Source organism: Rhizobium leguminosarum bv. viciae (assembly GCF_012276115.1).
Lineage (GTDB): Bacteria > Pseudomonadota > Alphaproteobacteria > Rhizobiales > Rhizobiaceae > Rhizobium > Rhizobium leguminosarum_T.
Genome location: NZ_WIEU01000006.1, coordinates 106727 through 133212 on the forward strand (window position 1 = coordinate 106727; position 26486 = coordinate 133212).

The following is a 26486-nucleotide window of genomic DNA, read 5'->3' on the forward strand; positions in this document are numbered from 1 at the left end:
CGCAAACCACTCTCCCGCCGACCGATGGTGCGCGCCGTTAATAACCGCCGAGAAAATCGCGGACCGCATTGATCTCGAGCGGCGCAATCTCGTGACCGCCGGGGTGCCAGACCACCCTGATCTCCGCCCCTCGGTTTTTCAGATGTTCGGACAGCGCCTCGGTCATGGAGATGGGCGCGATAGGATCCCGTTGCCCGGCCGTCATCAGCACCTTTCTTCCCGCCAGCGTCGACTGGGCTTCGGGTTGAAACGGAATGAGCGGGTGCATCAGAACCGCGGCATCGAAGATACCCTTCTCGATCAGGACATTGGCAAGAATATTTGCGCCGTTCGAAAAACCCAGGCCGAGAATATGGGAAGCCTGGTACTCGTCAGCGAATGCCTTGACGTAGGCGGCCATCTTCTCCGTCGCGCGTGAGAGATCGGGCATGTCGTAGACCCCCTCCCCGGTGCGGCGAAAGAACCGCGCCGCGCCATGTTCGGAAACATCGCCGCGCGGCGAGAGAATCGTCGCTTCAGGCAGCAGGCGCCGGCCGAAGTCGAAGAACTGGTTCTCGTCGCCGCCGGTGCCGTGCAGCACCAACAGGATGGGTTTATCAGGTGCACCGGCATGCAGCTGGTGCACATATCCGGTTTCGGTCATATCGCCTCTCCTCACACTTCGAGCGGCTGCAGATGCTGCTCGAGCAGCGCGCGAAGATGGGCGTGCTGTTGCGGCAGTTTCAGGGCTTCGCCAAGATGGGCCGTATCCTCGTCGCGGTCGAAGCCGGGCTCATTGGTCGCGACCTCGAACAGCACGCCGCCCGGCGTGCGGAAATAGATCGCCCAGAAATAATCGCGGTCGATCACCGGCGTGACCTGATAACCGGTGTCCATCAGCGCCTTGCGCACTTCGAGTTGTTTCTCGCGATTTTCGACGGCAAAGGCGACATGGTGGACGGAGCCGGCACCCGGAAGGGCGCGGGCAATGTTCGGCATGGTCTCGAGATCGATGAGATGCGCGCCATTGCCGGAAGGCTTGATCAGCCGCTTGACGCCGTCTCTTTCCTCGGCGACCTCATAGCCCATGAACTTCAGAAGTTCAGCCGTGGCGCCTTCATCCCTCAGCCGCAAGGCGACGGAGTGGAAGCCGTAAATGGCATGGTCTTCGCTGATGCCGCCATGTGTCCAGGCCTGGCGGGCATCATCCTTGACCTCGACGAGCGCGAAGCCATCGCCATCCGGGCCGGAGAAGTTCAGTCGTTTTTCGCCGAAACTTTCCTCGGCCTTCAGGCCGCCGACACCAAGCGCGGCAAAGCGATCGCTCCAGAAGCCGAGCGAGCCTTGCGGAACGGAAAACACCGTCGTGCCGACTTCGCCGGTACCGGGACGGCCCTGCGCCATCTTTGGGAACGGAAAATAGGTCATGACCGTGCCGGGCGCACCGGTCTCGTCACCATAATAGAGGTGATAGACATCGGGCGCGTCGAAATTCACCGTCTTCTTGACGCGTCGCAGGCCGAGCGCATTGGTGAAAAACTGGTTGTTGGTGCGGGCATCCTGCGCCATCGACGTGACGTGGTGCAGACCCTTGATCTGATCGAGCATGTCAAACCCCTTTCTGCCCGCCGTTGCGGGCTTTCGATGAGGCTAAGATGCGCGCTGAAACTCCCGTAGAACAGACCCGTAGACCAAAACGCATTGTCTTCTTTTAGTGAACGAACGCCGAAGTCCGTTCACACCTACGCCCCATGGGGATCGGCCGGCAATTGCCAGTCGATCGGCGCACGTCCGCGCGACTGCAGGAAGGCATTCGCCTTCGAAAAATGCCCGCAGCCAAAAAAACCGTTATGGGCCGAAAGCGGCGAGGGATGCGGCGCCCGGAGCACGAGATGCCGCGTCGTATCGACAAAGGCGGCCTTGCGTTGAGCATAGGAACCCCACAGCATGAAGACCACGGATTCGCATTCATCGTTGACCTTGCGGATGACGGCGTCGGTGAAGCGTTCCCACCCCTTGCCCTGATGCGCAGCCGCCTGCCCTTCCTCGACGGTCAGCACGCTGTTCAGCAGGAGTACGCCCTGCTTTGCCCAATGTTCGAGAAAACCGTGACGTGCCGGCGCAATGCCAAGATCCGTCTCCATCTCCTTGTAGATATTGACCAGGGAGGGCGGTATGCGCACGCCCGGCCGGACACTGAAACACAGTCCATGGGCTTGCCCGACTCCATGATACGGGTCCTGGCCGAGGATGACGGCCTTGACGTTGGAGATCGGCGTCAGATCGAGGGCGCGGAAATATTCGCTGCCCTTGGGGAAAATCCGCTTGCCTACCTGCTTCTGCGCGACGAGGAAGGATTTGAGCTGTTGCATGTAGGGGCTTGAAAACTCCCCCTCCAGCGCGGCTTTCCAGCTCTCCTCGAGACTGACGGATGTATCGCTCATCTAGGAAAATCCTTCGCATATGACGAAACAACGGACACACGGTTCTAACAAAATCGATCTACGCTGCAATGCCTGCCGGCGCGGCAATGCGTCTACACCTCCAGAATTCGGTGAGAGAAGATTGCGAGAGGCTGTCCGAGGCACGGTCGTCCGTATTTAACTATATGATGGCTTTGGTATTTACGCCGGCAGGCGGCCTGAGTAGAACTTTGATGGTGAAATCGGAGCCATGTCTTCCCATGAAATTCGGCACGAGCGGCCTTCGCGGACTTTCAGTCGACCTCAAGGGACGCGCCTCCGCCCTCTACGCCACCGCGTTCGGCAAATATCTGCTGCAGACCGGTAAGGCGCGGGCCGGCGACGTCATTCTGATCGGCCGCGATTTTCGCGATTCAAGCCCTGAAATTTCAGGGAATTGTGCCGGTGCGCTTGCCGCGCTCGGCTTCCGGATATTCGACTGCGGCACCGTCCCCACACCCGCCCTTGCCCTCTATGGCCTCGAGAGCAACGCCGCCTGCCTGATGATTACGGGCTCGCATATTCCGGCGGACCGCAACGGCATCAAATTCTATCGCCCGGATGGTGAGATCGACAAATCGGACGAGGCTGCTATCACCGCATTGGCGGCCGAGATCGAGCGAACCGGTGAAACCGTGCCGCAGGCGCCAGCCGGGACGGAGGAGCATGAAGCGATCTGCCGGCAGCTCTTTTTCGAACGCAATGCAGCCCTGCTTCCGCAGGGCGCGCTGTCCGGCATGAAGATCGGCGTATACCAGCACAGCAGCGTCGCCCGCGACCTGTTGGTTGATGTTCTCGCCCATTACGGCGCCGAGATCACCGCTCTTGGACGTTCGGAGAGTTTCATTCCCGTCGACACCGAAGCCGTTTCCGACGAGACGATCACGCTGATGAAGCGCTGGGTGTCCGAGCACAAGTTCGATGCGATCGTCTCGACCGATGGCGACGGCGACCGCCCGCTGGTCGCAGACGAAACCGGCACGCCGTTGCGCGGTGACCTTCTCGGCCTTGTGGCAGCTAATTTCTTGCGAGCCGGCACGGTGGTGACACCGGTTACCTCCAATTCCGGCATCGAGGCCGCGGGCTCTTTCGCCGTCAGGCGCACCCGCGTCGGCTCACCTTTCGTCATATCAGCCATGGAAGAGGCGGTAGCGGCCGGCGAAGATCATGTCATGGGCTTTGAAGCCAATGGCGGCCTGCTGACTGCAACCCCTTTCGATATCAACGACAGAGCCGTGCGCGCCTTGCCGACGCGCGATTGTTTTATCCCGATGCTCGCGATCCTGTCGCTCGCGGCCATCCGCAGGCAGCCTCTTTCTGCCGTTGCCGCCTCCTATCACCTGCCCTTTGCTGCCGCCGACCGCCTGGAGAATTTTCCGCTGGAAACGAGTGCCGCGCTGATGGAGCATCTGCGCGCTTCGGACGAAAATCTCTCGGCTTTCCTGCAGCCGATCGGCGAGGTAGCGACGAAATCCGACATCGACGGACTTCGGGTGACGCTGAGGGATGGCGGCATCATTCATTTCCGCCCCTCCGGCAATGCCCCGGAAATGCGCTGCTACACGGAGGCCGGCAGCGAAGCAGCAGCTCTGAAGCTGCTGGATACAGGACTCAATCGAATAACAGACTGGGCAGGCGCCCGCTAACATGCGACGAACAAGCCGTTTATTTCAAGGAACCCGCCTATGACGCAGAAAATCGTTCCCGTGATCATGGCCGGCGGCAAAGGCACGCGGCTCTGGCCGCTTTCCCGTGCCACCGCACCGAAACAATTCATCCAGTTCGTCGGCGACAAGACGCTGTTTCAGGAAACCCTCGAACGCGTTTCCGATCCGGACCTCTATGAAGCCCCGATCGTTGTCACCAATGAGGAATTCCGCTTCCTGGTCGCCGAGCAGGCCCGCGCGCTCGCCGTCCCTCTCGCTGCCGTGCTGCTCGAACCGGTCGCCCGCAACACTGCCGCAGCAGTGGCCGCCGCTGCAACGCTCGCTGGCGAGCTGTTCGGCAAGGGTACCATCATCCAGATGCTCGCATCGGATCACGAGATCCTCGCCGATGAGAGCTATTTCGATTGCATCCGCATCGCCCGCGATGCCGCTGCCGAAGGCAGCCTCGTCACTTTCGGCATCAACCCGACGGAGCCGGCGACAGGCTACGGCTATATCGAGATCGGCGACGCGCTCAAAAACGGTGCGCACAAGGTCAAGCGCTTTATCGAAAAGCCGGCACTCGAGAAGGCCGAGCAGATGCTCGCCGATGGCGGCTTCTACTGGAACTCGGGCATCTTCATGTTCCCGGTGACGGAACTCATCGCCGAACTGCAGGAATATGCGCCCGATGTGCTGAAGGCGGCCAGCAAGGCCGTTTCGAAGGCAAGCCGCGACCTTGATTTTACCCGCCTCGACGCCGACCATTTCGCCAAGAGCCCCGATATCTCCATCGACTATGCGATCATGGAAAAGACCTCCAAGGCCGCCGTCGTCCCCTCGCCGTTCAAATGGTCGGACATGGGAAGCTGGGATGCCGTCTGGAAATCAGGCGCACGCGACGACAACGGCAATGTCGCCGCTGCAAACACCACCGTCGTCAATACCCGCAACTCGCTCGTCATGACCCATGGCGTGCATCTTGCCGTCCAGGGCATGGAGGATGTCGCCGTCATCGCCAGCGAGGACGCCGTCTATGTCGGGCCGCTCAAAGACAGCCAGAATGTTGGACAATTGGTCAAAATGCTGGCCTCGTCTTCCACTACCGCGAAATTCGCCGAAACCCATCCGACATCCTATCGCCCGTGGGGCGGCTATACCTCCATCTTCAACGGCGATCGCTTCCAGGTGAAGCGCATCTTCGTCACTCCGGGCAAGAAGCTTTCGCTGCAAAAACACCACCATCGCTCCGAACACTGGATCGTCGTCAAGGGAACGGCTGAGGTGACGGTCGGCGAGAACGTGCGTATGCTGCGCGAGAACGAAAGCGTCTACATTCCGCTGGGCGAAGTCCACCGCCTCGCCAACCCCGGAAAGATTCTTCTCGAGCTCATCGAGGTTCAGACGGGCTCCTATCTCGGCGAAGACGACATCATCCGTATCGTCGATGAGTTTGGAAGAACGTAAAATCGCAGCCGGAGCGATGGTCGGGCTTTTTCCGGCGCGACCATCCTCGCTGTTGAATTTCCTCTTGGGGTTCTCGTAGAATGGATGTACCGACAGACATGACCGGAGATATCCCCCTGATGCGTACCTTGCCCGTCCTCGCCGGATTTCTTGCAATCATGGTGCCGGGAATGGCGTTTGCCGAAACGGCAAGCATGCGAACCGCAAACGAGTCGGAAATTCGCCAGCACCTGCCCGGTACGTCCGAACTGAAAGAAGCCAAGAACGGCTACGAATATCGCGACGGGAATAAGAATGGCTACAAGATAACCAATGGCCAGGTGTGCGTCCTGTTCCCCAGCAAGAAGACCGATTGCGTCAACGTGAAGACCGACGGCAAGACCTTTCAGATGATCGACAAAAAAGGCGGCCGAACCAGATTCTGATTTATGCCCCCGCAAGCTAGTCTTGCCCGGGCAAAATCATTTTGCCGGTGACGCTTCGCCATCCTTGTCGAGAACGAAGTCGGCGACTAGACCCGAATGGTTCGAGCCGAGGTTGTCATCAAGACGTTTCAGTGATGTCAGATGAAGCGGCGCGCGCGCAAATATGTGGTCGATGGCGATCCCGAGCGCACCGGCGCCGATCGGCCATGTTGCCGGTTCTGGCGTGATCGTCTTCAGCTTCTGCTCGCGCAGGAAAGTTTGGATGCTCGGGGCGATCGCCGAGGAGTTGAAATCACCTGACAGGACCAGAGGGCCGTCGATCGAGCCAAGCGCTTTGCCGAGATCTTCCAATTCAGCCATCTGGAAATCGTCGAAATATGGTTTGGTCAGGTGCGCCGAAACCAGATTGATAGTTTCGCCGCCGAAGTCGACGCTTGCTACGACCAGCCTGTTTTTTCGAAGACTGCCCATGCTCGCGACCTGCCGGCTGACGAACGGGCGTTTGGAAAGCACCAGCGTATCGCATGTATCCTTCCCGGTATCGCAGCCGATATGGTAGGGATAGGCCTTGAACAATTGCTGCAGGTGAAACGTCAGCGGCTTGGCTTCGAGCAGATTGACGACGTCGGCATTCGACGCGATCACCATGTCGGTGATTTCGGTCGAGTTTTTCCAGTTGTCGATCGCAATGTTGAACGACATCAGACGAAAAAGCGGCGGCCTGTCGGTGCCTCTGTCGCCCTGCGAGAACTCGCGCAGCATGATGACGCCGTGAGCGATGAGAAGAAGCGAGGCAAGCAGAAGGATAAAGCCGTAAATCTGCCTTTTGATAGCCAGAACGACGAGACTGGCGGCGACGAACACGACGCCGAGGTGAAGTTGAAAGCTGTGGACGAAGGACAGAAGCCAGAAGTTCGTGACATAGCGTAACGACACGATCGCGATGGCAACGGTCAGAAACGCGCAGAGAATCCAATAAATTATATCTCTCATCGATCCTGACCTGCTTGCAGACGACCGGCCGGCCATAACATGCAAGCTACCATGTTGCAATGCAGCATAGCGGCCGGGAATTGCGGCAGACCGACGGACGATATCGATGGTCCCGCCCTCATCCGGCAAGGCAGCGGCGGACAGGTCGCCGACAGTAGAGACGGTGCTGTGGCCTTCTCGTTCAAAGACCTATCGACTCGGCCTCTTTTTATCTTGTAAGTGGGGTCACTTGATACGGAATCGGCTCTTTGCCGTCGGCAGGGAGCCGAGAAAAGGTGGGAATGCGCTACTTCATTACAGGGACTGCCGGCTTTATCGGTTTTCATCTGGCCAGGCGTCTGCTGCAAGAGGGGCATGACGTCACAGGCTTTGATGGCCTCACTCCCTATTACAACGTCAAGCTCAAGGAGATGCGCCATGCGGCACTCTCCCAGTTTCCGGCCTTCAAACCGGTCATATCAATGCTCGAAGACCGGCCGGCGCTGGAAGCGGCTGTTCTGGCGGCCAAGCCCGATATCCTAATTCATCTCGCGGCACAGGCCGGCGTGCGCTACAGCCTGGAAAATCCCGAGGCCTATCTTCGTTCGAACGTCGAAGGCTCGTGGAATATTCTGGAAATCGCGCGGCGCGTCGAAATCCGCCATCTGATGCTGGCCTCGACATCATCGATCTATGGCGCCAATGCAACCGTCCCCTTTCGCGAGACCGATCGCGCCGACGAGCCACTGACCATCTATGCGGCGACGAAGAAATCGATGGAACTGATGGCGCACAGTTATGCCCATCTTCACAAGATTCCGACCACGGCCTTTCGCTTTTTCACCGTTTATGGCCCGTGGGGCCGCCCTGACATGGCGCTGTTCAAATTCACCAAGAACATGCTTGAAGGCCAGCCGATCGAGATCTACGGCGAAGGCAATATGAGCCGTGACTTCACCTATATAGACGATCTCATCGAGGCGATCGTCAGGCTATCGGCGGTCGTCCCGTCCGAGGGAAATCGCCTCGAAAACACGGCTGTCGAAACGCTCTCGCGCCAGGCGCCCTTTCGCGTCGTCAATATTGGCGGCGGCCAGCCGGTTAGCCTGATGGATTTCGTCGAAACGGTGGAAAAGGCGCTCGGCCGTCCTGCCATCCGCAAGATGCTGGCAATGCAGAAGGGTGATGTGCCGCGTACCTTCGCGGCCCCCGATCTGCTCGTCGCGCTGACGGGCTACAAGCCGGATACGACCCTGGAGATCGGCGTCAAGGCCTTCGTCGACTGGTATCTCGATGTGCGCGGCGAACTCGACGCCTAGCGGATGTCGCGCAAAAGTGCGTAACGGTTTGCGACAATGACATGCGACGCGCTTTAGGTGCGGATGATCTCAGGCCCTGATCGACCTAAGATCTGGCTAGGTATCAGCGAAGAAACGTAACTGCCTGCACGGCCTCGACCGCCGTCGAAAACATGTAACCGACGACAACGGTCAGGCTCTGCGAGTAGGTCTTGAGCCGATAACCCTCGCCCTCGACCGCAGCCGGGCTGCGCAGGACGAAAGGAACGCCTGGGCGCACGAAACCGGCGCGGGTCGTCAACGGACCTTCGGGCGAATGGCCGATGGCGGAGGTGTACATCAGATCGCGGGCAAGGCTGGCGGGGCCGACGGCGAATGCCGGCTCGGCAGCGGCAGTGATGGTCAGGGTCAAGGCGATGGCGGCAAGAGTTCTGTGCATGTTGAAGTCCCCGTTTGCGGATCAGCGGGCGTTCGGTTTGCCCGGCTCCAAACGATCGACGCGTCTGTCCACGCTTCGGTCGCTTTCATGAGACCACTCTACACATCAGTATTTTCAGGGCTTTTAAGCAGATCGGTCAAATTTTACGAAATTTGACTTTCCGTCCGGAAGGCTCGCGAGCGCATAGCAAAAACATTTGCTGGCCCGATGTCGAGAATGCAACATCGGGCAATTGTACCGCTGACCTGGACGCTGCATCGCAGTTTATAGAATGCGATCCAGCTTCTTGTTGATGTGCAGGTTCGGCATCAATCCCGCGCTTTGCGCGGCATGATAGGATTCTCGCGCCGCATCGAACGAGATCGACCACATGATGGCGCTGAGCAGCAGCGCGATAATATAAATCTGAATACGCATCGAACCGGCGATACGGAAAGAGCAAGGCAGTTTTGTGTCAAAACAGTGCCGCAGGGATCACGAAAAAGTGGCGGCTTTTTTGTTTTGCGGCCGGTCGGCACCAGACATATTAGTGTCGTGAAAATTAGCGATATTGTATCGCTACCTGTTAGCAGCCGACCCCGAGGCTTGGTACCCTGAGCGACCCGTTCCCACGGGTCTCTTTGCCTTGTTTCCGAACGTTTTCCAGAACAGCTGAGATCGCCCTGATCCGAATTGACGCTGAACCGCTGAACGGCACATCTCGCCCCCCAATCAGGCCACGCATCCCACCATGAGCGATGTCACGATCTTGCCTTGCCTCAGCAAAGGCATCGGTCGATACCATCTACTTTCGAAATATATCAATCGATTGACTTATTTCTCCATCGGCGTTATAAACCCATCATGACTCAGGAACGCGATAACCAACCTTCACCAGCCTCTGCCCGCGCCGAGATCGCGCGCCAGAAGATGCTGACCGCCGCTCTCGACGTCTTCGGCCGCTATGGCTTCGACGGCGCTTCGACGCGCCAGCTCACGGAAGCGGCCGGCGTCAACCTGCAGGCAATCCCCTATTATTTCGGCAGCAAGGAAGGTCTCTACATCGCCACCGCCGAATATCTGATGATGCGGATCAATACGCATGTCGGTGACATGAGGGCACGCGTCGGCGCGCATCTGCTGGCGCTCGACGCTGCAGGCAAACCGCTTGGTGAAGCGGAGGCTCGCCATTTCCTGACCGAGATTTTGCAGACCATGGTGACGCTGTTCGTCGGCAAGGAGTCCGAATCCTGGGCGCGCTTCCTGATCCGCGAGCAGATGGAGCCGACAGAAGCCTTCACACGGATCTATCAGGGCCTCATGCGGCCGATGATCGAGATGGGCCGGCGGCTGATCGGCGCCATCCTTCATGAGGATCCCGCCTCGGAACATGTGCGCCTGCGCACCTTCACCCTTCTCGGCAGCATTCTCGTCTTTCGCGTCGCCCATGCAGCCGTGCTCGCCCAGATGGAGTGGGATGGCGTCGGCCCGGAACAGGTGGAAACCGTGCGCGGCCTGGCTGCAGAGCTGGTCGATGCCATCGGACCGCTGAATGGAGGCGCAGCATGAAACGCATCCTTCCCATCGCCATCCTTCTTCTCGTTGTGGCGGGTGCCGCCGCCTGGTGGTACGCCCTGCCCCAAAAGCTCGGCTGGCGGCCCGAGGCCCGCCGGGAGTTCGTCCTTTACGGCAATGTCGATATCCGTCAGGTCTCGCTCGGTTTCCGTGTCAGCGGCCGTCTCTCCGAACTCCACGCCGACGAAGGCGACGTCATCAAAACGGGAACGGTTCTGGCAAAGCTCGATGCAGCACCCTATGAATTCGCGGTCCGCTCGGGGGAAGCCAATGTCGCAGCCCTCCAGGCAACGCTCGACAAGCTGAAGTCCGGACCGCGGCCGACAGAGATCGCCCAGGCGCGCGCCGCCTATGACGAAAGTATCGCCGATCTCCGCAATGCCAATCTCGCCTATGACCGCGCCCGCCAGTTGCGCCCGCAGGGCACGATCTCCGAGGCCAGCCTTGATCAGGCGACCGCTGCAAGGGCCATGGCCGCCGCACGCTCCGACTCCGCCAACGAGGCGTTGAAACTGCTGCTGGAAGGCTCCCGTGTCGAGGATATCGCCGCCGCCGACGCCCAGTTGAAGGCGGCGCAGGCAACGCTCGCCTCCGCCCGCACCTCGCTTGATGATACCGAACTGCGCGCGCCGAACGACGGCGTCATGCTCTCCCGCGTCCGGGAAAATGGCGCGATTGTTTCCCCCGCCGACACCGTCTTCGTGTTGTCGCTGACAGAACCCGTCTGGGTGCGCACCTATGTCGCCGAACCCGATCTAGGCCGCATCCATCCCGGCATGAAGGTTGCGGTCACCTCCGATACGGCGCCCGACAAACCCTATGAAGGCACGATCGGCTTCATCTCGCCGGTCGCCGAATTCACTCCGAAATCGGTGGAAACGCCGGAACTGAGGACCGACCTCGTCTATCGCCTGCGTGTTGTCATCGACAAGCCCGGCCCGGATCTGCGCCAGGGCATGCCGGTCACCGTGCGTTTTCCAACGCCGACGGCGGGCGGACAATGACCGCGGCCGAGACCGGCCGGGGCGACAAGCCGCTCGTCCGGATCGATGGCGTCACCAAGCGCTTCGGCGATGCGCCAGCCGCCCTTGACGCCGTCTCCGGCATGATCGGCGGCGGCGCAATCACCGGTCTCGTCGGCCCTGACGGCGCCGGCAAAACGACGCTGATCCGCCTGATGACCGGCCTGATGCTGCCCGACACGGGAACGATGGAGGTTCTCGGCTTCGACACGCGCAAGAACCCCGCCGGCATCCAGGCGGCGATCGGCTACATGCCGCAGCGCTTCGGCCTCTATGAAGACCTCTCGGTGCAGGAAAACCTCGACCTTTACGCCGATCTGCGCGGCCTGCCGAAGAGCGAACGCGCAAGCGCCTTCGACGAGTTGCTTACCTTTACCGACCTCAATCGTTTCACCGGCAGGCTCGCGGGAAAGCTCTCCGGCGGCATGAAGCAAAAGCTTGGCCTTGCCTGCGCGCTTCTGAAGAAGCCGCGCCTGTTGCTGCTCGATGAGCCGGGCGTCGGCGTCGATCCGATCTCGCGCCGCGACCTCTGGAAGATGGTCGAGAACCTGACCAAGGAAGGCATCGGCGTCCTTTGGTCGACCGCCTATCTCGACGAGGCTGAAGCCTGCGACCATGTGCTGCTCTTGAACCAGGGAAAGCTGCTGTTTTCGGGAAAACCAGCTGACATGACCGGCCGCGTCAGCGACCGGGTTTTCCGCGTCACGGGCATGACAGGGCGCCGCCGGCAGGTGCTTGCCGGACTTCTGCAGGCCGATGGCGTCATCGACGGCGTGATCCAGGGCGAAGCGATCCGCCTCGTCGCCGCCAAGGACAAGAAACCGAATATCGGCTCGGCCGGCGATGGCGCAACGCTCACCCCTGCCCCGCCGCGCTTCGAGGATGCCTTCATCGACATGCTGGGTGGTGGTCCTGGCGGCCGATCGAGGCTGGCCGAGGCGCAAGAGCCGACGAAGGGCGACGACATCAGGCCGGTGATCGAGGCCAAGGGGCTGACCAAGCGCTTCGGCGATTTCACCGCTGCCGACAATATCAGCTTCGATATCCGCCGCGGCGAAATCTTCGGCCTGCTCGGCCCGAACGGCGCCGGCAAGTCCACCACCTTCAAGATGCTCTGCGGCCTGCTGAAGCCGACCGGCGGCGAAGGCCGCGTCGCCGGTTTCGATCTTCGCCGCGACGCCGCCGAAGCCCGCAACCAGCTCGGTTACATGGCGCAGAAATTCTCGCTCTACGGCGATCTGACCGTCATGCAGAACCTCGAATTCTTTTCCGGCGTCTACGGCCTTCGCGGAAGACACCGGCGCGAGCGCATCGATCTGATGGCCAGCATCTTCGATTTCGGCCGCCATGTCAGCCAGCCGGCCAAGGACCTGCCGCTTGGCCTGAAGCAGCGCCTGGCGCTTGCCTGCGCCGTCATGCACGAGCCGCCCGCCCTCTTCCTCGACGAACCGACCTCCGGCGTCGATCCGATCACCCGGCGCGAATTCTGGACGCATATCAACGCCCTGGTCGAAAAGGGCGTCACGGTGCTTGTCACCACCCATTTCATGGACGAGGCCGAATATTGCGACCGCATCTCGCTGATCTATCGCGGCCGCTCGATCGCGCTCGGCTCGCCCGATGAATTGAAGGCCCGCGTCGCGACCAAGGAGCTGCCCGATCCGACAATGGAGGATGCCTTCATCGCCCTGGTGCAGCAATCCGAGAAGGAGGATGCAGCATGAGCACCTCCTCCGGCCGGATGCGACGTCTCCTGGCCCTGGTGCGCAAGGAAAGCTTTCAGGCGATCCGCGATCCGAGCAGCATCCTCATCGCCTTCGTGCTGCCGCTCATTCTGCTTTTTCTTTTCGGCTACGGCGTCTCGCTCGATACCACCCACACCCGCATCGGCCTCGTGACCGAGGAGATGACGCCGCTGACGCAGGATCTGTCGGCCAGTTTCCAGGCCTCGCGCTATTTCGATGTGGCCATCAGCCGCGACCGGCGTCTGTTCGAGGAAGACCTCGTGCTCGGCAAGCTGCGCGGCATCGTCATCATCCCCGCCGATTTCACCACGCGCTACACCGCCGGCAACCGTCCCGATATCCAGGTGATCGTCGATGGCTCCGAACCGAACACAGCGAATTTCGTGCAGAACTATGCCCAAGGCACTGTTGCCAACTGGGAGCGGCAGAGGCAGGCGGACGTCGCCTCCCACAGTACCGCCATTTCGGTCGAGCAGCGCTTCTGGTTCAATCCCGAACTGACCAGCCGCAATTTCCTTGTGCCCGGCTCGATCGCCATCGTCATGACGCTGGTCGGCACGCTTCTGACCTCGCTCGTCGTCGCCCGCGAATGGGAGCGCGGTACGATGGAGGCGATGATGGCGACACCGGTGACTGCAGTCGAACTGCTCGCCGGCAAGATCCTGCCCTATTTCCTGCTCGGCCTCACCTCGATGACGCTCTGCGTGCTGCTGGCGGTCTTTCTCTTCGGCGTGCCGTTCCGCGGTTCCGTCGCAGCGCTTTACGCGCTGTCGGCCGCTTTCCTGATCCCGGCGCTCGGCCAGGGCCTGTTGATATCGACCGCCACGAAGAACCAGTTCCTTGCCTCGCAGCTGGCGCTGATCTCGGCCTTCCTCCCTGCTTTCCTGCTGTCTGGCTTCCTCTTCGAGATCAATTCCATGCCGACCGTGATCCAGTGGATCACCTTCATAGTGCCGGCGCGCTACCTGATCCCCAGCCTGCAGACGGTGTTCCTGGCCGGCGACATCTGGCCGATGTTTCTGCAGGCGATCGGCGTGATGCTGACGATCGGCGCCATCATGTTTGTGCTAGCGGCCCGCAGCACCAGAAAGAGGATCGGCTGAAATGTGGACAAGGCTCTACACCCTGATCGTCAAGGAGCTGCTCGCCGTGCTGCGTGATCCGAAGGGCCGCGCCATCCTGATCGGCCCGCCGATCGTCCAGCTTCTCGTCTTCTCCTATGCGGCGACGCTCGAAGTCCGCAATGTCGACGTGATGATCCTTAACCGCGACAGCGGTCACTGGGGCCAGGAACTGATCGAGCGCATCGATGGCTCGCCGACCTTCCGGAAAATCGAGATTGCAGGAAGCCAGGCGGAGGTCCGGGTGGCGATCGACAACCAGACGGCCATTGCCGCCGTTGAGATCGGCCCGGACTTTTCCCGCAATATTGAGGCGGGAGCGCCGGCCGACCTGCAGGTGGTGCTCGACGGCCGCCGCTCCAACGCCTCGCAGATCGTCGCGGGCTATCTCTCGCAGATCGGCGCCGCCCTCGCCGCCGAGACGCCGGCCGGCAAACGTGCCGGCGCCGACATCGTCTCGACAGTGCCGCGCAACTGGTTCAACCCGAACCTCACCTATCAATGGTTCATGGTGCCGAACCTGATCGCCAGCATCGCGCTGCTGATCGGCCTCATCGTCACGGCGCTGTCGATCGCCCGCGAGCGCGAGCTCGGCACCTTCGACCAGTTGATGGTCTCGCCGCTGCGCATCCACGAGATCCTGATCGGCAAACTGATCCCGCCGATGATGATCGGCCTCTTCCACATCACCGTCTATATCCTGGCCGCCGTCTTCCTCTTCGATGTGCCGCTGCGCGGCTCTCTCTTTCTGCTGTACGGCAGCGCAATCTTCTATCTCGGTTCGGTCGCCGGCCTCGGCCTGTTCATTTCGGCGCTGTCGATGACACAGCAGCAGGCGATCCTCGGCGCTTTCCTGTTCATGGTCCCCGCCATGCTGCTCTCCGGCTTCGCGACGCCGATCGAGAACATGCCGGGCTGGCTGCAGCCGGTGACATCAGTTAATCCGCTGCGCTATTTCCTGGTGATCGTCAAAGGCGTTTTCCTCAAGGATATCCCGTTGAGCGAGGTGGTGAACCAGACGATCCCGCTGGCGCTGATTGCTGCCGTCACCCTCAGCGCCGCCGCCTGGCTCTTCCGCCGGCGGCTGGAATAACCAGTGCTTCGGCGGCCTCACAGAATGTGAACCGGCCTTCCAAAGCGTGACTCTCTCCTGCCGGAACCTCGGGATTGGCGCGGTCGTTACCCAAGCGCAACCCCAGCAAAGGAGAAGCAAAATGTACAAGATCCTACTTGTCTCCAGCGCCCTTGCGCTGTCGTCGCTCGCCACCAATGCGCTGGCTGACGGAGCCGTCACCGGTGCAGCCGGCGGCGCCATCACCGGCGCAATCGTCGGCGGCCCTGTGGGTGCTGCCGTTGGCGGCGTGGCCGGCGGTGTCGCCGGCGCAGTGATCGATCCGCCGCCGCGCGAGGTCGTCACCTATGTCCAGCAGCAGCCGGCCCCGACCGCCTCCGTGGTGGTCCAGGAACCGATCGTCGTCGGCAAGCCGCTTCCGGCTGATGTCGTCGTGACGCCAGTGCCCGACAATCCGAAATATGCCTATACGGTCATCAACAATCGCCACGTGATTGTCGAACCCCGCACCCACCGCGTGGTGCAGGTGATTGAATAAACAAGAAGAAAGGGTCCGCCTCGGGACCCTATCTTCTCTATGCGAAAACCGCCGCCCCGAAAGGACGGCGGTCGTGCTCTTTGATCGGGCAGGATCAGACCTTCAGCTCGCGGCGCTCGCGTTCGGTCACCATTGCAAGGTCGAGCACCTTCTGCAGGTTGGCGGCATGGCGGAAGTTCGGGTCCGGCTGGATGCCGCTTGCGACGGCCTCGGCAAAACGCTGGTAGTTGGTCGCCACCGGTTCAACCTCGATCTTCGTCCAGGTGGCGGTTTCGACATCTTCGCCGAGGCAGCCATGCAGCTCGGAACCACTGGGACGATGGATGACCTCGAGGCTGCCCCTCTCGCCATAAATGCGCAGCTTCAACTCGTTCAGATGCCCTGTCGCCCAGCGGCTGGCATGGATGACGCCGAGCGCGCCGTTGGCGAAATCGACAGACATGGTGAAGCTGTCATTGGCATCGAGCAGATATTCGCCGATCTGGCCGCCCGGCGCCTTGTTGAAGGTCTTCAGCCGCGCAAAGACGTGGTCGATGTCGGTCGCCGCACCATAGGCGGCGAAATCGAGAATATGGATGCCGACGTCGCCGAGCACGCCGTTCGAACCGTGGCCGGTGGAAAGCCGCCACAGCCAGGTCGATTCCGTGCGCCAGTCGCCCCAGGCGCGTGACACCAGCCAGCTCTGGAGATAGGAAGCTTCCACGTGTCTGATCGTGCCGAGCTCGCCGGCGAGCACCATCTCGCGGGCGCGCTGCAGCGGCGCGACGTTGCGATAGGTGAGATTGACCATGTTGATGACGCCGGCCTTTTCGGCCGCTTCCGTCATCTCCAGCGCCTTCGCATAGTTCTCCGCCAGCGGCTTTTCGCAGAAGACGTGCTTGCCCGCGGCAATCAGCGCCATCGTCGTCGGGTGATGGATGCGGTCGGGCGTGACATTTGTCGCCGCGTCGAATTCACCCCAGGCGATCGCCTCATCCAGCGAAAGAAACCGTTTTTCGATGTTGAACTTGTCGGCGAAGGCCGAAAGCCGCTCGGGATCGGTGTCGACGGCGCCGACCACCGTCACGCCGTCGATGAGGGGGAAGCGGGCGAGTTGGTTTTTCGCCATCACCCCCGTGCCAAGAACGAGTAGTCGCATGGATGCTCCTCAGCGGTAACCGGCTTCGCCGGCCTGGTGCAGTCTCGGGCCGCGTTCGACGATCGGCTCCAGTGCTTTTTCTACCGGCACATTTGGAGCGTCGGTGATACCAGTCAACGCCCCCTCAGGGTTATAGGCCCACTTCACGCCGTTGATCAGCACCTTCTGGACATTGACGTCGTGATAGGTCGGATAGGTCTCGTGGCCGGGGCGGAAATAGAAGATGTTGCCGGCGCCGCGGCGCCAGGTCAGGCCCGAGCGGAACACTTCGCCGCCCTGGAACCAGGAGATGAACACCGTTTCGAGCGGTTCCGGCACCGAAAACTGCTCGCCGTACATTTCCTCGTTCTCAAGCTCGAAATGCTCGCCGATGCCGGCGGCGATCGGATGGCGCTGGTTGATCGTCCACAAACGCTCGCGCTCACCCGCCTCTCGCCGTTTCAGCGCGCAGGGCGTGCCCATCAGCCGCTTGAAGATCTTGGAGAAATGGCCTGAATGCAGCACCAGCAGGCCCATGCCTTCCCAGACGCGCTTGGCGACACGCTCAACGACGACATCGGAAACTGCGCCGTGATCCTTGTGGCCCCACCAGGTCAAGACGTCGGTCTCAGTAAGACGGGCTTCGCTGAGGCCGTGTTCCGGCTCCTGCAGCGTCGCTGTCGTCGCCGAGATAGTTGGATCGGTGTTCAGCGCATTGGCGATCGTTGTGTGCATACCCTCGGGATAGATCCCCCGGACGATCTCATTGGTATTCTCGTGGATGTTTTCTCCCCAGACGACGGTGCGAATGGCCATGATGTGCTCCTGTAGAACCTGGAAGTATCGATAGGCGGGAAGGCAGGATTCAAAGCGCTTTGGAAAACGGCGCCGGCTGCGCCTCGTCTCCTCCACGTCCAAGGAACACATAGACCTTTGTCAGTATTTTGACAAAGGGGAAAATTTACCAGCCGAAGACTGAAAACCCGCTTGGCAATATAACAGCAATATCAATGCGAAACCGATTTAGAAAATAGATTGACGACCAAAACGCCTGATATGATCAGCCCGAGCCCGACGATTGCCGGCAGGTCGAGGCGCTGCTTGAAAAACACCAAACCGACTGAGGAAATCAGCACGATTCCCAAAGCGCTCCAAATCGCATAGGCGATACCGACGGGGATGCTTTTCAGCGTCAACGACAGGCAATAGAAGGCGGCCGCATAACAGGCGACGACGAGTGCCGTCGGCCCGATGCGGGTGAACTGCTGCGATAGCTGCAGCGCGGTCGTGCCGATGACTTCGAGCACGATGGCTGCAAACAGCAGCCCGTAGACGGCGGCCTGGCTCATGGCGGATTCCTTTTCGAATTACCTGCCGGTCAGTTCGACAAGGCGATCGATAAGATCCCGCCTCAGAACGCCGTCGATATCATGGCTCTCCAACGTATCTGCGAACCAAAGTCCATCGGCGGCGAAACGCACGACTTGTGCGTCGAGGGAGGAATCGGTGCCGATATATTCCTCGGCCCGCGCCTGCACCCATTGGCGCCAGCGAAGACGTAGCCGGGGTTCGGCAAGAAGCGCGATCGTCACCTGCGTCCAACTCCTGGAATCGTCGGGACGCTCCTTGAGACCGGATACCGCCCTGAGATAGGCGCGGCTGAAGCGCCCCTGTGGCAGCGGATCGCCGCGCATCAGTTCCTCTATATCGGCGTCGAACTTTTCGAGCAGGCTCTCGAACAGGGCATCGAGCAGCGCATTTTTTGTCGGGAAATGATGCAGCAGCCCGCCCTTGCTGACGCTGGACGCGGCGGAAACCGCATCGAGCGTGATGGCGGCCATGCCGTCGCTGGCAGCAAGGCGCGCGGCGACCTCCAGCAATTGCTGGCGCACGAGCACGGGCTGCTTCCTGCGATGATGAGCGTTCGACATAGAGATAAAAGATACCGTCCGGACGGTTTTGTCAAGGAGAATCGGCCGCCACCCTGCCGTCCCGGCATTATGCGCGAAATGCCGCGGCACCTTGATGACAGTTGCGATCATTTTCCCCCCGGTGCATGAAGAGGCCGGGGAATGGTTGAGGCAATTGGGATGGTTTCGTGACGGGGAAGGTCACCACCTTATATCAGGCGATCGGCGGCGATCCTGTCGTGCGGGCGCTGACGCACCGTTTCTACGAACTGATGGACAGCTTGCCGGAGGCGAGAAACGTGCGCGCCCTACACCCGCCGAGCCTTGTGGGCAGCGAAGAGAAATTTTACGAATATATGACCGGTTATCTCGGCGGCCCGCCGCTCTATACCGATAAGCGCGGCCATCCGCGTCTGCGCAGCCGCCATTTCGCCGCCGAGATCGGCCCTGTCGAGCGCGACGAATGGCTGCTCTGCTTCCGCCGCGCCCTGGACGAGACGATATCGAGCCAGGCGCTGCGCGATCTCATCTGGGCGCCGGTGGAACGGCTCGCCTATCACATGCAGAACAAGGCTACCGACAACAAGGAACAATCATGAGCTTGAACGCGCGTCTGGAGCCGGTGCTTTATCTCTTTGCCGGCCTGTTTGGCGTAGCCGGCGTGGCGCTTGCCGCCCTTGCTGCCCATGGCGGCGGCGAGGCCGATCTTGCGGCATCCGCATCTGCCATGTGCCTTGCCCACGCCCCTGCGCTGCTGGCATTGGCTCTCGGCAACGTCAGGCTCAAAACCGCCTGGCTGGCCGGTTTGCTGATGATTGTCGGAACGCTGCTTTTTGCGGGCGATCTCGTCACCCTGCGCTTTTCCGGCTCCGGCCTCTTCCCCTACGCCGCGCCGACCGGAGGCTGGGCGATGATGCTTGGCTGGCTGGCCGTTGCGGCAGGTGCGGTTCTGCGCGTCAGGCCTTGAGAGAGCTTTTTACTGACCGCTCAAGCCCTCTCCTCCCTCATTCCTGTGCCTGTCACAGGAATCCAGTGCGCCCAAGTCCTTGGGCGCAAAAGACTCTTCCCCCTCGGCATTGGTTCATTCACGGCGCAGACGCGCCGTGACTGGATTCCTGTGACGGGCACAGGAATGAGAGTGTGCGTGGGGCCAGGGCGAATACAAAGTCAAAATTTCAACCAAGAGCTAAGTCACGCCGCATCAACTACAATTAAATGCCGTCGACCACGTTGAAGCCCTCGAAGACCGGCGGCCCCTTGTAGATCGCCTTGTGATCGCCGGCATTGCGGTGCGCCGCGCGAAAACTCTCGGACTTCGTCCAGTTCTGAAAATCCGCTTCGCTTTTCCAGACCGTGTGCGAGGAATAGAGCGTATAGCCCTCCTCTTCGTTGACCTTGCCGCGCAGCAGGCGGAATTCGACGAAACCGGGCACCTCGGGCAGGCTGGAATCGCGATTACGCCAGACCGTCTCGAAATCGCCTTCGCTCCCGGTTGCAACCTTGAAGCGGTTCATTGCGATATACATGGAATCTCCCTACGCTTTCTTCTTGCCCGCCCTTGCAGAACGCAAGGGAAAGGCGAGAACATTATCGCCGTTTGCCGCTGCTGGGCCAAGCGGTCTTGTTGTCGCTTCTCCGGGCATGCGCGCTTCCCAGGTCGGGAACAGCGTCACATTCTGGTAGATCTGCTGGCGTTCGGCATGCTGCTGGAAAAGTTCGTAGAGTTCGGGCACGAGGCCCTCGCCTGTCTGCGCGGCGAGCTTATGCAGGCCGATCATGGTGAAGCCGTCGGGGCGCTGGTCGTTCATCGGGAATTGTCTCGTTCGTTCATCGTCTGCAGCGCACGTTCCAGGCTGGACTTGCTGCCGTTGCGAAGCGGGATGAAGGTCTTGCCGAATTTCTTGCAGCCGGTCTTCACACGCAGGCAGGCATCGTGGCTGATACAGTCGATCGGGCAGAACACGCAGTCGACCGAGGGAAGCACGGTATCGATGCGGGAAACCGCTTCGCGCAACCCGCCGTCATGATGAATGAGCTCGGCGCCGAAATTGCTGCAGATCTGGCGAAGATGCGCCACCTGGCAGTCACGGCCACCGACATAGAGGAAACTGCGGCCATCCAGTTTGGATCGCCCGAGGGATGCCTGACCGGCGTCCTCGCCCGCGCTATCGCGGACCTCCCGGTTCGAACCCTTCTTGCCCTTGCGAGCCATATGCCACCCGTTCGCTCGTTGATCGTCACACGATTCCTGCGTGTGCGGGTGGACCTTATTAAACCTGATTTTTAGAGTAAAGTATAAAGTTGATTATTTTTATCATATTTTATCGAGCGGTGACTTGGACAGGAAAACTGTACGAGCGCGAGGATCCGGCCCAGTCATCCGGCATAGCGGGAAGATTACAGGAAGCGATCCGGGACAAAACAGCGCCATCCACCTCGGCCAAGCCCGAACCTCGGACAAGGCCTGATGCTGTGACATCTCCGTTGCGGTTGATCGTGATGCGAACATTCAAGGATGCAGAATCGCGACGATAGCGCGATTCAATCCGGTCAACGCAACGGAATAGTCGCGAGACGATCTTGCCCTTGTAATTGGCTTCGGATGCACCGCCCGAGCCACTCCTTCCGCCCGACGTGCGTGAATTATTGTCGGAGTTGGCGTCTGCCTGCCCGTCCGCGGCGCCTCTGCGTGACTCCTGTTTGGCCTCTCCCTCTGAACCCTGTGCCTTCTTCGGGGGCTGCTTTCTTTCAACCGGCTTCTTTTCTGCCGGCTTTTCCAACTTCGGCTTCGGCTGTGGCGTGACGATCTCTGCCGGCGGTTCCGGCTCGGGAGAAATCGCGGCCGTTTCGACAGGCTTGATCTCTTCCGGCTCGGATTGCAACGCGGTTGCGACGGGTGGTTCGGCGGATGTTACCGGTATCTCCGGAGACTGCTCCGGCACCACTGTCGACATTGGCTGCGCAACAGAAGTTTCCGCAGGGGTTTCCGACACGAGCACCTCTGGTTCCGCAGTCGTCACCGTCTCCGCTGACTGGCGCGTCACCTCCTGAGTGGGCTGGACGGCCTCGACCGGCTCTGCATCAGTAGGCTGGACAGTTTCCGGTTGGACGGTCTCCGGCTGCATTTCCGCTGTTTCTACTGGCTTGACCGTGTCGGGCTCGACAGCTTCCGGAACAATTTCTTGCTGGATGGTCACCTCGGTCTCGCCAGCGGCGCTCTGATCGGCGTCAGAACTGCCGAGCATGACGACGCTGATCGCTTCGCCCGCCTCCATCAGCGTTTCTTCTGAAGGCTTAGGTATGACCAGGAGCAGCGTGACGGCTAGTGCAGTATGAAAAAAAAGCGATCCGACACAAGTCAGCGCCACCCGTCGCCGCACCGGTGCCTTCTCGTCTTCCTGCTTTTCCACCGCCGCATCCATCGGCGGCGCGGCGGCGACAACATCCGACGCGGTTTCCGGATGATCGGGAAAGGAGGAGATCTGTGCGAAGCGCGCGTAGTGGACCACCGCCTCGCCGGCCGGCTGCCGCTGCACATTGCGCAGGTCGGAAAGCTCGTGGCCGGGATGCATGTTGTTGTCGTTTAGACCGCCGTCAGCGTCCGGCTGCCCGATGAGCACCTGTCTCGATCTGGACTTCGCTGAAATTGCCATTTGTATGCCTCGGACAGTCTGGACATGCCTGCCGGGATTCATCCCCGGCGTATTCTCAGAGCAATTCCAGGAAAAGTGCGAAGCGGTTTTCCGTCCGGAATTGCGTCAAAACAAAAGGTTAGGGCGGTTCTGCGCTTCCCTCAAAAGCTGAACCGCTCTAGCCCTCGAAGGGAACCGAAATCTGCGAGCGGGTGACGAGACCCTTCATGCATTCGCCTGCCGCCGGGCCGTCGCAGACCGGCGTGTCGTTGATGATGATGCGGGTGACCGTCTCGCACTTCACATTCGGCATATCGAACTGGCGCACGCGCTTCTTGCCCTGCGGCAGATCGCGGAAGTCGAGCACGGTGATGCGGTCGACGGCATTCTTGTCGTTGAAAAAGGCGAGCTCGAAGGAGATCTTGTTGATCGGGGTCTGGAGATTGTTCTCGGCGATGAAAGTCATCATGCAGCCCTTTTGCGATGGCGCCAGAGCATTGAGTTCGACATCCAGCTTGGCGGTTGCCGCATCCTGCGCCTGGCATATGCCTGAAACCGCCATCACCATGCCGGCTGCAACAGCCGCAAACCTAACCGTCATCATCTTCTCCGCCATTGTCGCGAACCGCCGCCAGGCGGCCTCATATCAGCAATCTCAAAAACTTGACTGCAATAGTCTCCTATTGCGTCTTTAAAAAACTATGAGTAAGAAAGTCAAGATAATTGTCATCACAACCGGGGACCCCGATCACCGGCCTCACGGAATTGCCAACCGAAATGATGGTTGAAAAGCCAGATAACTTTAAGCATGTGCCGCTGCAGAGCGAGCCTGCGGCGCAGCACCGGATCGTCGAAAGCGCGGATCTTTTCCGCGGCACGAACGAGATCATGATAAGACACGACGGCTTGATCTATCGCCTGAAGATCACCCGTCAGGGCAAGCTCATTCTCAATAAGTAGGGTAGGACATGACCGAACAGACAAGACCGGCGCCAGCCGAAATCCGTGCGTTTCGCGCCGAGAATCCGAAAATGCGCGAGCGTGATATCGCCGCTCAGCTGAAGATTTCCGAGGCAGCCCTCGTGGCCGCCGAAACCGGCATCAGCGTGACCCGAATCGATGGCAGTGCGCTGAAGCTTCTCGAGCGCGTGGCCGGCCTCGGCGAAGTGATGGCGCTGTCGCGCAACGAAAGTGCCGTTCACGAGAAGATCGGTGTCTTCGAAAACATCAAGAGCGGCGCGCAGGCCGCGATCGTTCTCGGCGAGAATATCGATCTGCGCATCTTCCCGAGCCGCTGGGAGCATGGTTTCGCCGTATCCAAGAAGGATGGTGACCAGGAGCGCCTCAGCCTGCAATATTTCGACAAGGCGGGCAGCGCCGTGCATAAGGTGCACCTGCGCTCAAGCTCGAATGTCGATGCCTATCACGCGATCGTCGCCGAGTTGAAGCTGGAAGACCAGTCGCAGGAATTTGTCGAGGCTGAGACCTCTAACGCCACCGATGAGACCACCGACGTCAGCCGCGACGAACTGCGCGACAACTGGAGCAAGCTCACCGATACGCATCAGTTCTTCGGCATGCTGAAGCGCTTGAAGATCGGCCGCCAGGCGGCCGTGCGCACCGTCGGCGACGACTATGCCTGGAAGCTCGACAACAGCGCGACGGCAGACATGATGCATGCCTCGGTGAAATCCGGCCTGCCGATCATGTGCTTCGTCGCCAATGACGGCATCGTCCAGATCCATTCCGGCCCGATCTTCAACGTGCAGGCCATGGGTCCGTGGATCAACATCATGGACCCGACCTTTCACCTGCATCTGCGCCAGGATCACATCGCCGAGACCTGGGCCGTACGCAAGCCGACCACGGACGGCCACGTCACCTCACTGGAGGCTTACAATGCCGAAGGCGAGATGATCATCCAGTTCTTCGGCAAGCGGAAGGAAGGTTCCGACGAACGGGCCGAGTGGCGCGAGATCATGGAAAACCTGCCGCGGGCAGCAAGTGTGGCCGCATAAGGATCGCTACGATGACGATGCGTAACAATCTGCGCCGGATCCGCACTTGGGAACTGGCCCTGACGGCGGCCATCATGGCGCTGTCGCTGATCCCGACGGCGCCGACAGTCGAAGGCTTCGCCTTCATCCGCGCCGCCCACGCCGAGGAAAAGAAGCTCGACACGTCGCGCCTGGTTTCTGTCGGCGGCGACATCACCGAGATCGTCTATGCGCTCGGCGAGGAAAGCCGGCTGATCGCCCGGGACACGACGAGCATGTATCCGGAGGCGGCGCTGACGCTGCCGAACGTCGGTTACATGCGTGCACTCTCACCGGAAGGCATCCTCGCCATGAACCCGACGGCGATCATCGCCGTCGAAGGTTCAGGCCCGCAGGAAGCGCTGGCTGTGCTGAAGAATGCAAGCGTGCCCTTCGAGACCGTGCCGAGCGCCTTTACCCGCGACGGCATCATCGCCAAGATCGACCGTGTCGGCACGCTGCTGGGCGTGCCCGACAAGGCGAAGGCGCTCGAAGAAAAGGTCGCGGCCGACCTCGACGCGGCGATCGCCGATGCCGAAAAGCGCCCGGAGGCCGAGCGCAAGCGCGTTCTCTTCATCCTCAGCGCCCAGAACGGCCGGATCATGGCATCGGGCACCGGCACGGCCGCCGATGGCATCGTCAAACTCGCCGGCGCCATCAACGCCGTCGGCGCATTCCCGGGCTACAAGCCGTTGACGGACGAGGCGATCATCGAAGCAAAGCCCGACATCATCCTGATGATGAATCGCGGCGATGGCGCCGGCACCAAGAACGAGGACCTGCTGGCTCAGCCGGCGATCGCACTGACGCCGGCAGGCGAGAAAAAAGCGATCATCCGAATGGATGGCGTCTACCTGCTCGGCTTCGGCCCGCGCACCGCAGCCGCCGCGCGTGAGCTCAACACGGCGATCTACGGGGGCTGATCATGGCCCTGCCGCAAGCCATGATGGAACGAAGGCGACGATTCCCGATGGCGGACATCCGCGAAATCAGGCAGGCGGGCGACAGGACGCGGCTCGCCTTGCTGGCGATCGCGCTGCTCGTCGTCGGCTCGGTCTTTTCGATGCTGTTTTCGGTGACAACAGGCGCCTCGGATGCCTCGATCCTCGACGTCATCAGCAACATGGCAGGCTCCGAGGCGGCGCTCAGCACGCGTGACCGGATCATCATCTTCGATATCCGCCTGCCTAGGGCGATCCTCGGTTTCCTGATCGGCGCCTCGCTGGCCGTTTCCGGCACGGTGATGCAAGGCCTGTTCCGCAATCCGCTGGCCGATCCCGGCCTCGTCGGCGTCTCCTCCGGCGCAAGCCTCGGCGCGGTCGCCATGATCGTGCTCGGCGGCGGCCTCGCAGCTCCACTCGATGCGCTTCTCGGTATCTACGCTCTGCCGGTGGCAGCCTTCGGCGGCGGCCTCGTCACGACGCTGCTGCTCTACAGGATCGCCACCCGTCACGGACAGACCTCGGTGGCGACGATGCTGCTTGCCGGCATCGCGCTTGGCGCACTCGCCCTCGCCATCACAGGACTGCTGATCTACATGGCCAACGACCAGCAGCTGCGCGACCTGACCTTCTGGAGCATGGGCTCGCTTGCCGGCGCCACATGGACGAAGATCGCCGCCGCCAGCCCGATCATCCTCTTGTCCTTCACCGCCCTGCCCTTCATGGCGCGCGGACTCAATGCCATCACGCTCGGCGAGGCGGCCGCCTTTCATATGGGCGTTCCGGTGCAGCGGCTGAAGAATGTCGCGATCGTCGGTGTCGCTGCGGCGACCGGCGCGTCCGTCGCCGTCAGCGGCGGCATCGGTTTCGTCGGGATCGTCGTGCCGCATATCCTGCGCATGGCGATCGGCCCCGACCATCGTTTCCTGCTGCCGGCCTCAGCTCTTCTCGGCGGCTCTCTGCTGATCTTCGCGGATGTCCTGGCCCGCACCCTGGTTGCCCCGGCCGAGCTGCCGATCGGCATCATCACCGCGGCGGTCGGCGGACCGTTCTTCCTGTGGATCCTGCTGCGGCAGCGTTCGCGCCTTGCCCTGTGAGTACCCCTGTGAG

At 60.9% G+C, this 26486-nt stretch carries 31 protein-coding genes; 16 read left to right on the forward strand and 15 right to left on the reverse strand.

Features of this window, described 5'->3' with window-relative positions; genetic code table 11:
* Positions 1-37: 37 nt before the first annotated feature.
* The 3 genes from GFM02_RS13555 to ung all read right to left on the reverse strand — a co-directional run bounded on the left by GFM02_RS13555 (position 38) and on the right by ung (position 2423).
* Complete coding sequence (locus GFM02_RS13555; RefSeq protein WP_168272572.1) at positions 38-643, reverse strand: alpha/beta hydrolase; 606 nt, start codon at positions 641-643, stop codon at positions 38-40.
* An 11-nt stretch (positions 644-654) separates the two neighbouring features.
* A complete protein-coding gene (locus tag GFM02_RS13560) occupies positions 655-1587 on the reverse strand; it encodes a VOC family protein (protein WP_168321887.1) in 933 nt (310 codons plus the stop codon).
* A gap of 134 nt (positions 1588-1721) precedes the next feature.
* A complete protein-coding gene (ung, locus tag GFM02_RS13565; RefSeq protein WP_168321888.1) occupies positions 1722-2423 on the reverse strand; it encodes a uracil-DNA glycosylase in 702 nt (233 codons plus the stop codon).
* Positions 2424-2662: 239 nt separating this feature from the next.
* On the opposite strand from ung, the gene GFM02_RS13570 reads away from it, so the two are divergent.
* The 3 genes from GFM02_RS13570 to GFM02_RS13580 all read left to right on the forward strand — a co-directional run bounded on the left by GFM02_RS13570 (position 2663) and on the right by GFM02_RS13580 (position 5979).
* Complete coding sequence (locus GFM02_RS13570; RefSeq protein WP_168321889.1) at positions 2663-4087, forward strand: phosphomannomutase; 1425 nt, start codon at positions 2663-2665, stop codon at positions 4085-4087.
* Between the two features lie 39 nt (positions 4088-4126).
* Positions 4127-5554: a mannose-1-phosphate guanylyltransferase/mannose-6-phosphate isomerase gene (locus GFM02_RS13575; RefSeq protein ID WP_168321890.1), complete on the forward strand. Its 1428-nt coding sequence runs from the start codon at positions 4127-4129 to the stop codon at positions 5552-5554.
* A 119-nt stretch (positions 5555-5673) separates the two neighbouring features.
* Positions 5674-5979 carry a hypothetical protein gene (locus tag GFM02_RS13580; protein WP_130684412.1) on the forward strand — a complete coding sequence of 102 codons (306 nt, stop codon included), beginning with the start codon at positions 5674-5676 and terminating at the stop codon, positions 5977-5979.
* Between the two features lie 36 nt (positions 5980-6015).
* Here GFM02_RS13580 and GFM02_RS13585 read toward each other — a convergent pair whose 3' ends face one another.
* Positions 6016-6972, reverse strand: a complete 957-nt coding sequence (locus GFM02_RS13585) for an endonuclease/exonuclease/phosphatase family protein (RefSeq protein ID WP_168272569.1) — start codon at positions 6970-6972, stop codon at positions 6016-6018.
* A gap of 281 nt (positions 6973-7253) precedes the next feature.
* On the opposite strand from GFM02_RS13585, the gene GFM02_RS13590 reads away from it, so the two are divergent.
* Positions 7254-8270, forward strand: a complete 1017-nt coding sequence (locus GFM02_RS13590) for an NAD-dependent epimerase/dehydratase family protein (RefSeq protein ID WP_168272568.1) — start codon at positions 7254-7256, stop codon at positions 8268-8270.
* A gap of 103 nt (positions 8271-8373) precedes the next feature.
* On the opposite strand, the gene GFM02_RS13595 is transcribed toward GFM02_RS13590, so the two are convergent.
* Together GFM02_RS13595 and GFM02_RS13600 are read right to left on the reverse strand one after the other, a co-directional pair.
* Positions 8374-8688, reverse strand: a complete 315-nt coding sequence (locus tag GFM02_RS13595) for a hypothetical protein (RefSeq protein ID WP_168321891.1) — start codon at positions 8686-8688, stop codon at positions 8374-8376.
* A gap of 264 nt (positions 8689-8952) precedes the next feature.
* A complete protein-coding gene (locus tag GFM02_RS13600) occupies positions 8953-9105 on the reverse strand; it encodes a hypothetical protein (RefSeq protein ID WP_009988813.1) in 153 nt (50 codons plus the stop codon).
* Positions 9106-9531: 426 nt separating this feature from the next.
* Here GFM02_RS13600 and GFM02_RS13605 point away from each other — a divergent pair, with 426 nt between their 5' ends.
* From GFM02_RS13605 to GFM02_RS13630, 6 genes are all read left to right on the forward strand, one after another.
* On the forward strand, positions 9532-10236 hold the full coding sequence (locus GFM02_RS13605) for a CerR family C-terminal domain-containing protein (protein WP_168272566.1): 705 nt from the start codon (positions 9532-9534) through the stop codon (positions 10234-10236).
* The gene (hlyD, locus tag GFM02_RS13610; protein WP_168272565.1) at positions 10233-11246 is read left to right on the forward strand and encodes a secretion protein HlyD; all 1014 of its coding nucleotides are present in this window, start codon (positions 10233-10235) and stop codon (positions 11244-11246) included. Before GFM02_RS13605 ends, hlyD begins: the two co-directional genes overlap by 4 nt.
* Complete coding sequence (locus tag GFM02_RS13615) at positions 11243-12988, forward strand: ATP-binding cassette domain-containing protein (protein ID WP_168321892.1); 1746 nt, start codon at positions 11243-11245, stop codon at positions 12986-12988. Before hlyD ends, GFM02_RS13615 begins: the two co-directional genes overlap by 4 nt.
* Positions 12985-14112 (forward strand): ABC transporter permease, encoded by a 1128-nt coding sequence (locus GFM02_RS13620; protein WP_168321893.1) that lies wholly within the window; start codon positions 12985-12987, stop codon positions 14110-14112. Before GFM02_RS13615 ends, GFM02_RS13620 begins: the two co-directional genes overlap by 4 nt.
* 1 nt (position 14113) lies before the next feature.
* Positions 14114-15223: an ABC transporter permease gene (locus GFM02_RS13625; RefSeq protein ID WP_168321894.1), complete on the forward strand. Its 1110-nt coding sequence runs from the start codon at positions 14114-14116 to the stop codon at positions 15221-15223.
* A 121-nt stretch (positions 15224-15344) separates the two neighbouring features.
* Entirely contained in the window at positions 15345-15740 is a 396-nt protein-coding gene (locus GFM02_RS13630; RefSeq protein WP_168321895.1) for a DUF1236 domain-containing protein, read from the forward strand.
* A gap of 94 nt (positions 15741-15834) precedes the next feature.
* Here the strand turns inward: GFM02_RS13630 and GFM02_RS13635 are convergent, their stop codons facing one another.
* The 4 genes from GFM02_RS13635 to GFM02_RS13650 all read right to left on the reverse strand — a co-directional run bounded on the left by GFM02_RS13635 (position 15835) and on the right by GFM02_RS13650 (position 18788).
* The gene (locus GFM02_RS13635; protein WP_077979059.1) at positions 15835-16878 is read right to left on the reverse strand and encodes a Gfo/Idh/MocA family protein; all 1044 of its coding nucleotides are present in this window, start codon (positions 16876-16878) and stop codon (positions 15835-15837) included.
* 9 nt (positions 16879-16887) lie between these two features.
* On the reverse strand, positions 16888-17673 hold the full coding sequence (locus tag GFM02_RS13640; RefSeq protein ID WP_168321896.1) for a ThuA domain-containing protein: 786 nt from the start codon (positions 17671-17673) through the stop codon (positions 16888-16890).
* A 191-nt stretch (positions 17674-17864) separates the two neighbouring features.
* Positions 17865-18206: an SMR family transporter gene (locus GFM02_RS13645; RefSeq protein ID WP_168253327.1), complete on the reverse strand. Its 342-nt coding sequence runs from the start codon at positions 18204-18206 to the stop codon at positions 17865-17867.
* 18 nt (positions 18207-18224) lie between these two features.
* A complete protein-coding gene (locus GFM02_RS13650) occupies positions 18225-18788 on the reverse strand; it encodes a TetR/AcrR family transcriptional regulator (protein ID WP_168321897.1) in 564 nt (187 codons plus the stop codon).
* 167 nt (positions 18789-18955) lie between these two features.
* Between GFM02_RS13650 and GFM02_RS13655 the strand changes: the two genes are divergently transcribed.
* Both GFM02_RS13655 and GFM02_RS13660 read left to right on the forward strand, forming a co-directional pair.
* Positions 18956-19366 (forward strand): group II truncated hemoglobin, encoded by a 411-nt coding sequence (locus tag GFM02_RS13655; RefSeq protein ID WP_168321898.1) that lies wholly within the window; start codon positions 18956-18958, stop codon positions 19364-19366.
* Positions 19363-19734 (forward strand): DUF423 domain-containing protein, encoded by a 372-nt coding sequence (locus GFM02_RS13660; RefSeq protein ID WP_168321899.1) that lies wholly within the window; start codon positions 19363-19365, stop codon positions 19732-19734. The genes GFM02_RS13655 and GFM02_RS13660 overlap by 4 nt, the downstream gene beginning before the upstream one ends.
* 244 nt (positions 19735-19978) lie before the next feature.
* Here the strand turns inward: GFM02_RS13660 and GFM02_RS13665 are convergent, their stop codons facing one another.
* From GFM02_RS13665 to GFM02_RS13685, 5 genes are all read right to left on the reverse strand, one after another.
* On the reverse strand, positions 19979-20293 hold the full coding sequence (locus GFM02_RS13665; protein WP_020051304.1) for an antibiotic biosynthesis monooxygenase family protein: 315 nt from the start codon (positions 20291-20293) through the stop codon (positions 19979-19981).
* 9 nt (positions 20294-20302) lie between these two features.
* The gene (locus tag GFM02_RS13670) at positions 20303-20575 is read right to left on the reverse strand and encodes a hypothetical protein (RefSeq protein ID WP_168321900.1); all 273 of its coding nucleotides are present in this window, start codon (positions 20573-20575) and stop codon (positions 20303-20305) included.
* On the reverse strand, positions 20572-20979 hold the full coding sequence (locus tag GFM02_RS13675; RefSeq protein WP_017994944.1) for a DUF2325 domain-containing protein: 408 nt from the start codon (positions 20977-20979) through the stop codon (positions 20572-20574). The genes GFM02_RS13670 and GFM02_RS13675 overlap by 4 nt, the downstream gene beginning before the upstream one ends.
* Positions 20980-21088: 109 nt before the next feature.
* Positions 21089-22420, reverse strand: a complete 1332-nt coding sequence (locus GFM02_RS13680; RefSeq protein WP_168321901.1) for a TonB C-terminal domain-containing protein — start codon at positions 22418-22420, stop codon at positions 21089-21091.
* 157 nt (positions 22421-22577) lie between these two features.
* A complete protein-coding gene (locus GFM02_RS13685; RefSeq protein ID WP_168321902.1) occupies positions 22578-23000 on the reverse strand; it encodes a hypothetical protein in 423 nt (140 codons plus the stop codon).
* A 176-nt stretch (positions 23001-23176) separates the two neighbouring features.
* Here GFM02_RS13685 and hemP point away from each other — a divergent pair, with 176 nt between their 5' ends.
* The 4 genes from hemP to GFM02_RS13705 are packed head-to-tail and all read left to right on the forward strand — an operon-like array spanning position 23177 to position 26473.
* Positions 23177-23359, forward strand: coding sequence for a hemin uptake protein HemP (gene hemP, locus GFM02_RS13690; RefSeq protein WP_062943529.1), 183 nt, complete (start codon positions 23177-23179; stop codon positions 23357-23359).
* Between the two features lie 8 nt (positions 23360-23367).
* On the forward strand, positions 23368-24417 hold the full coding sequence (locus tag GFM02_RS13695) for a hemin-degrading factor (RefSeq protein ID WP_168321903.1): 1050 nt from the start codon (positions 23368-23370) through the stop codon (positions 24415-24417).
* 11 nt (positions 24418-24428) lie between these two features.
* Complete coding sequence (locus tag GFM02_RS13700) at positions 24429-25358, forward strand: heme/hemin ABC transporter substrate-binding protein (protein WP_168321904.1); 930 nt, start codon at positions 24429-24431, stop codon at positions 25356-25358.
* A gap of 2 nt (positions 25359-25360) precedes the next feature.
* On the forward strand, positions 25361-26473 hold the full coding sequence (locus GFM02_RS13705; protein ID WP_168321905.1) for a FecCD family ABC transporter permease: 1113 nt from the start codon (positions 25361-25363) through the stop codon (positions 26471-26473).
* The last annotated feature ends 13 nt before the right edge of the window (positions 26474-26486 follow it).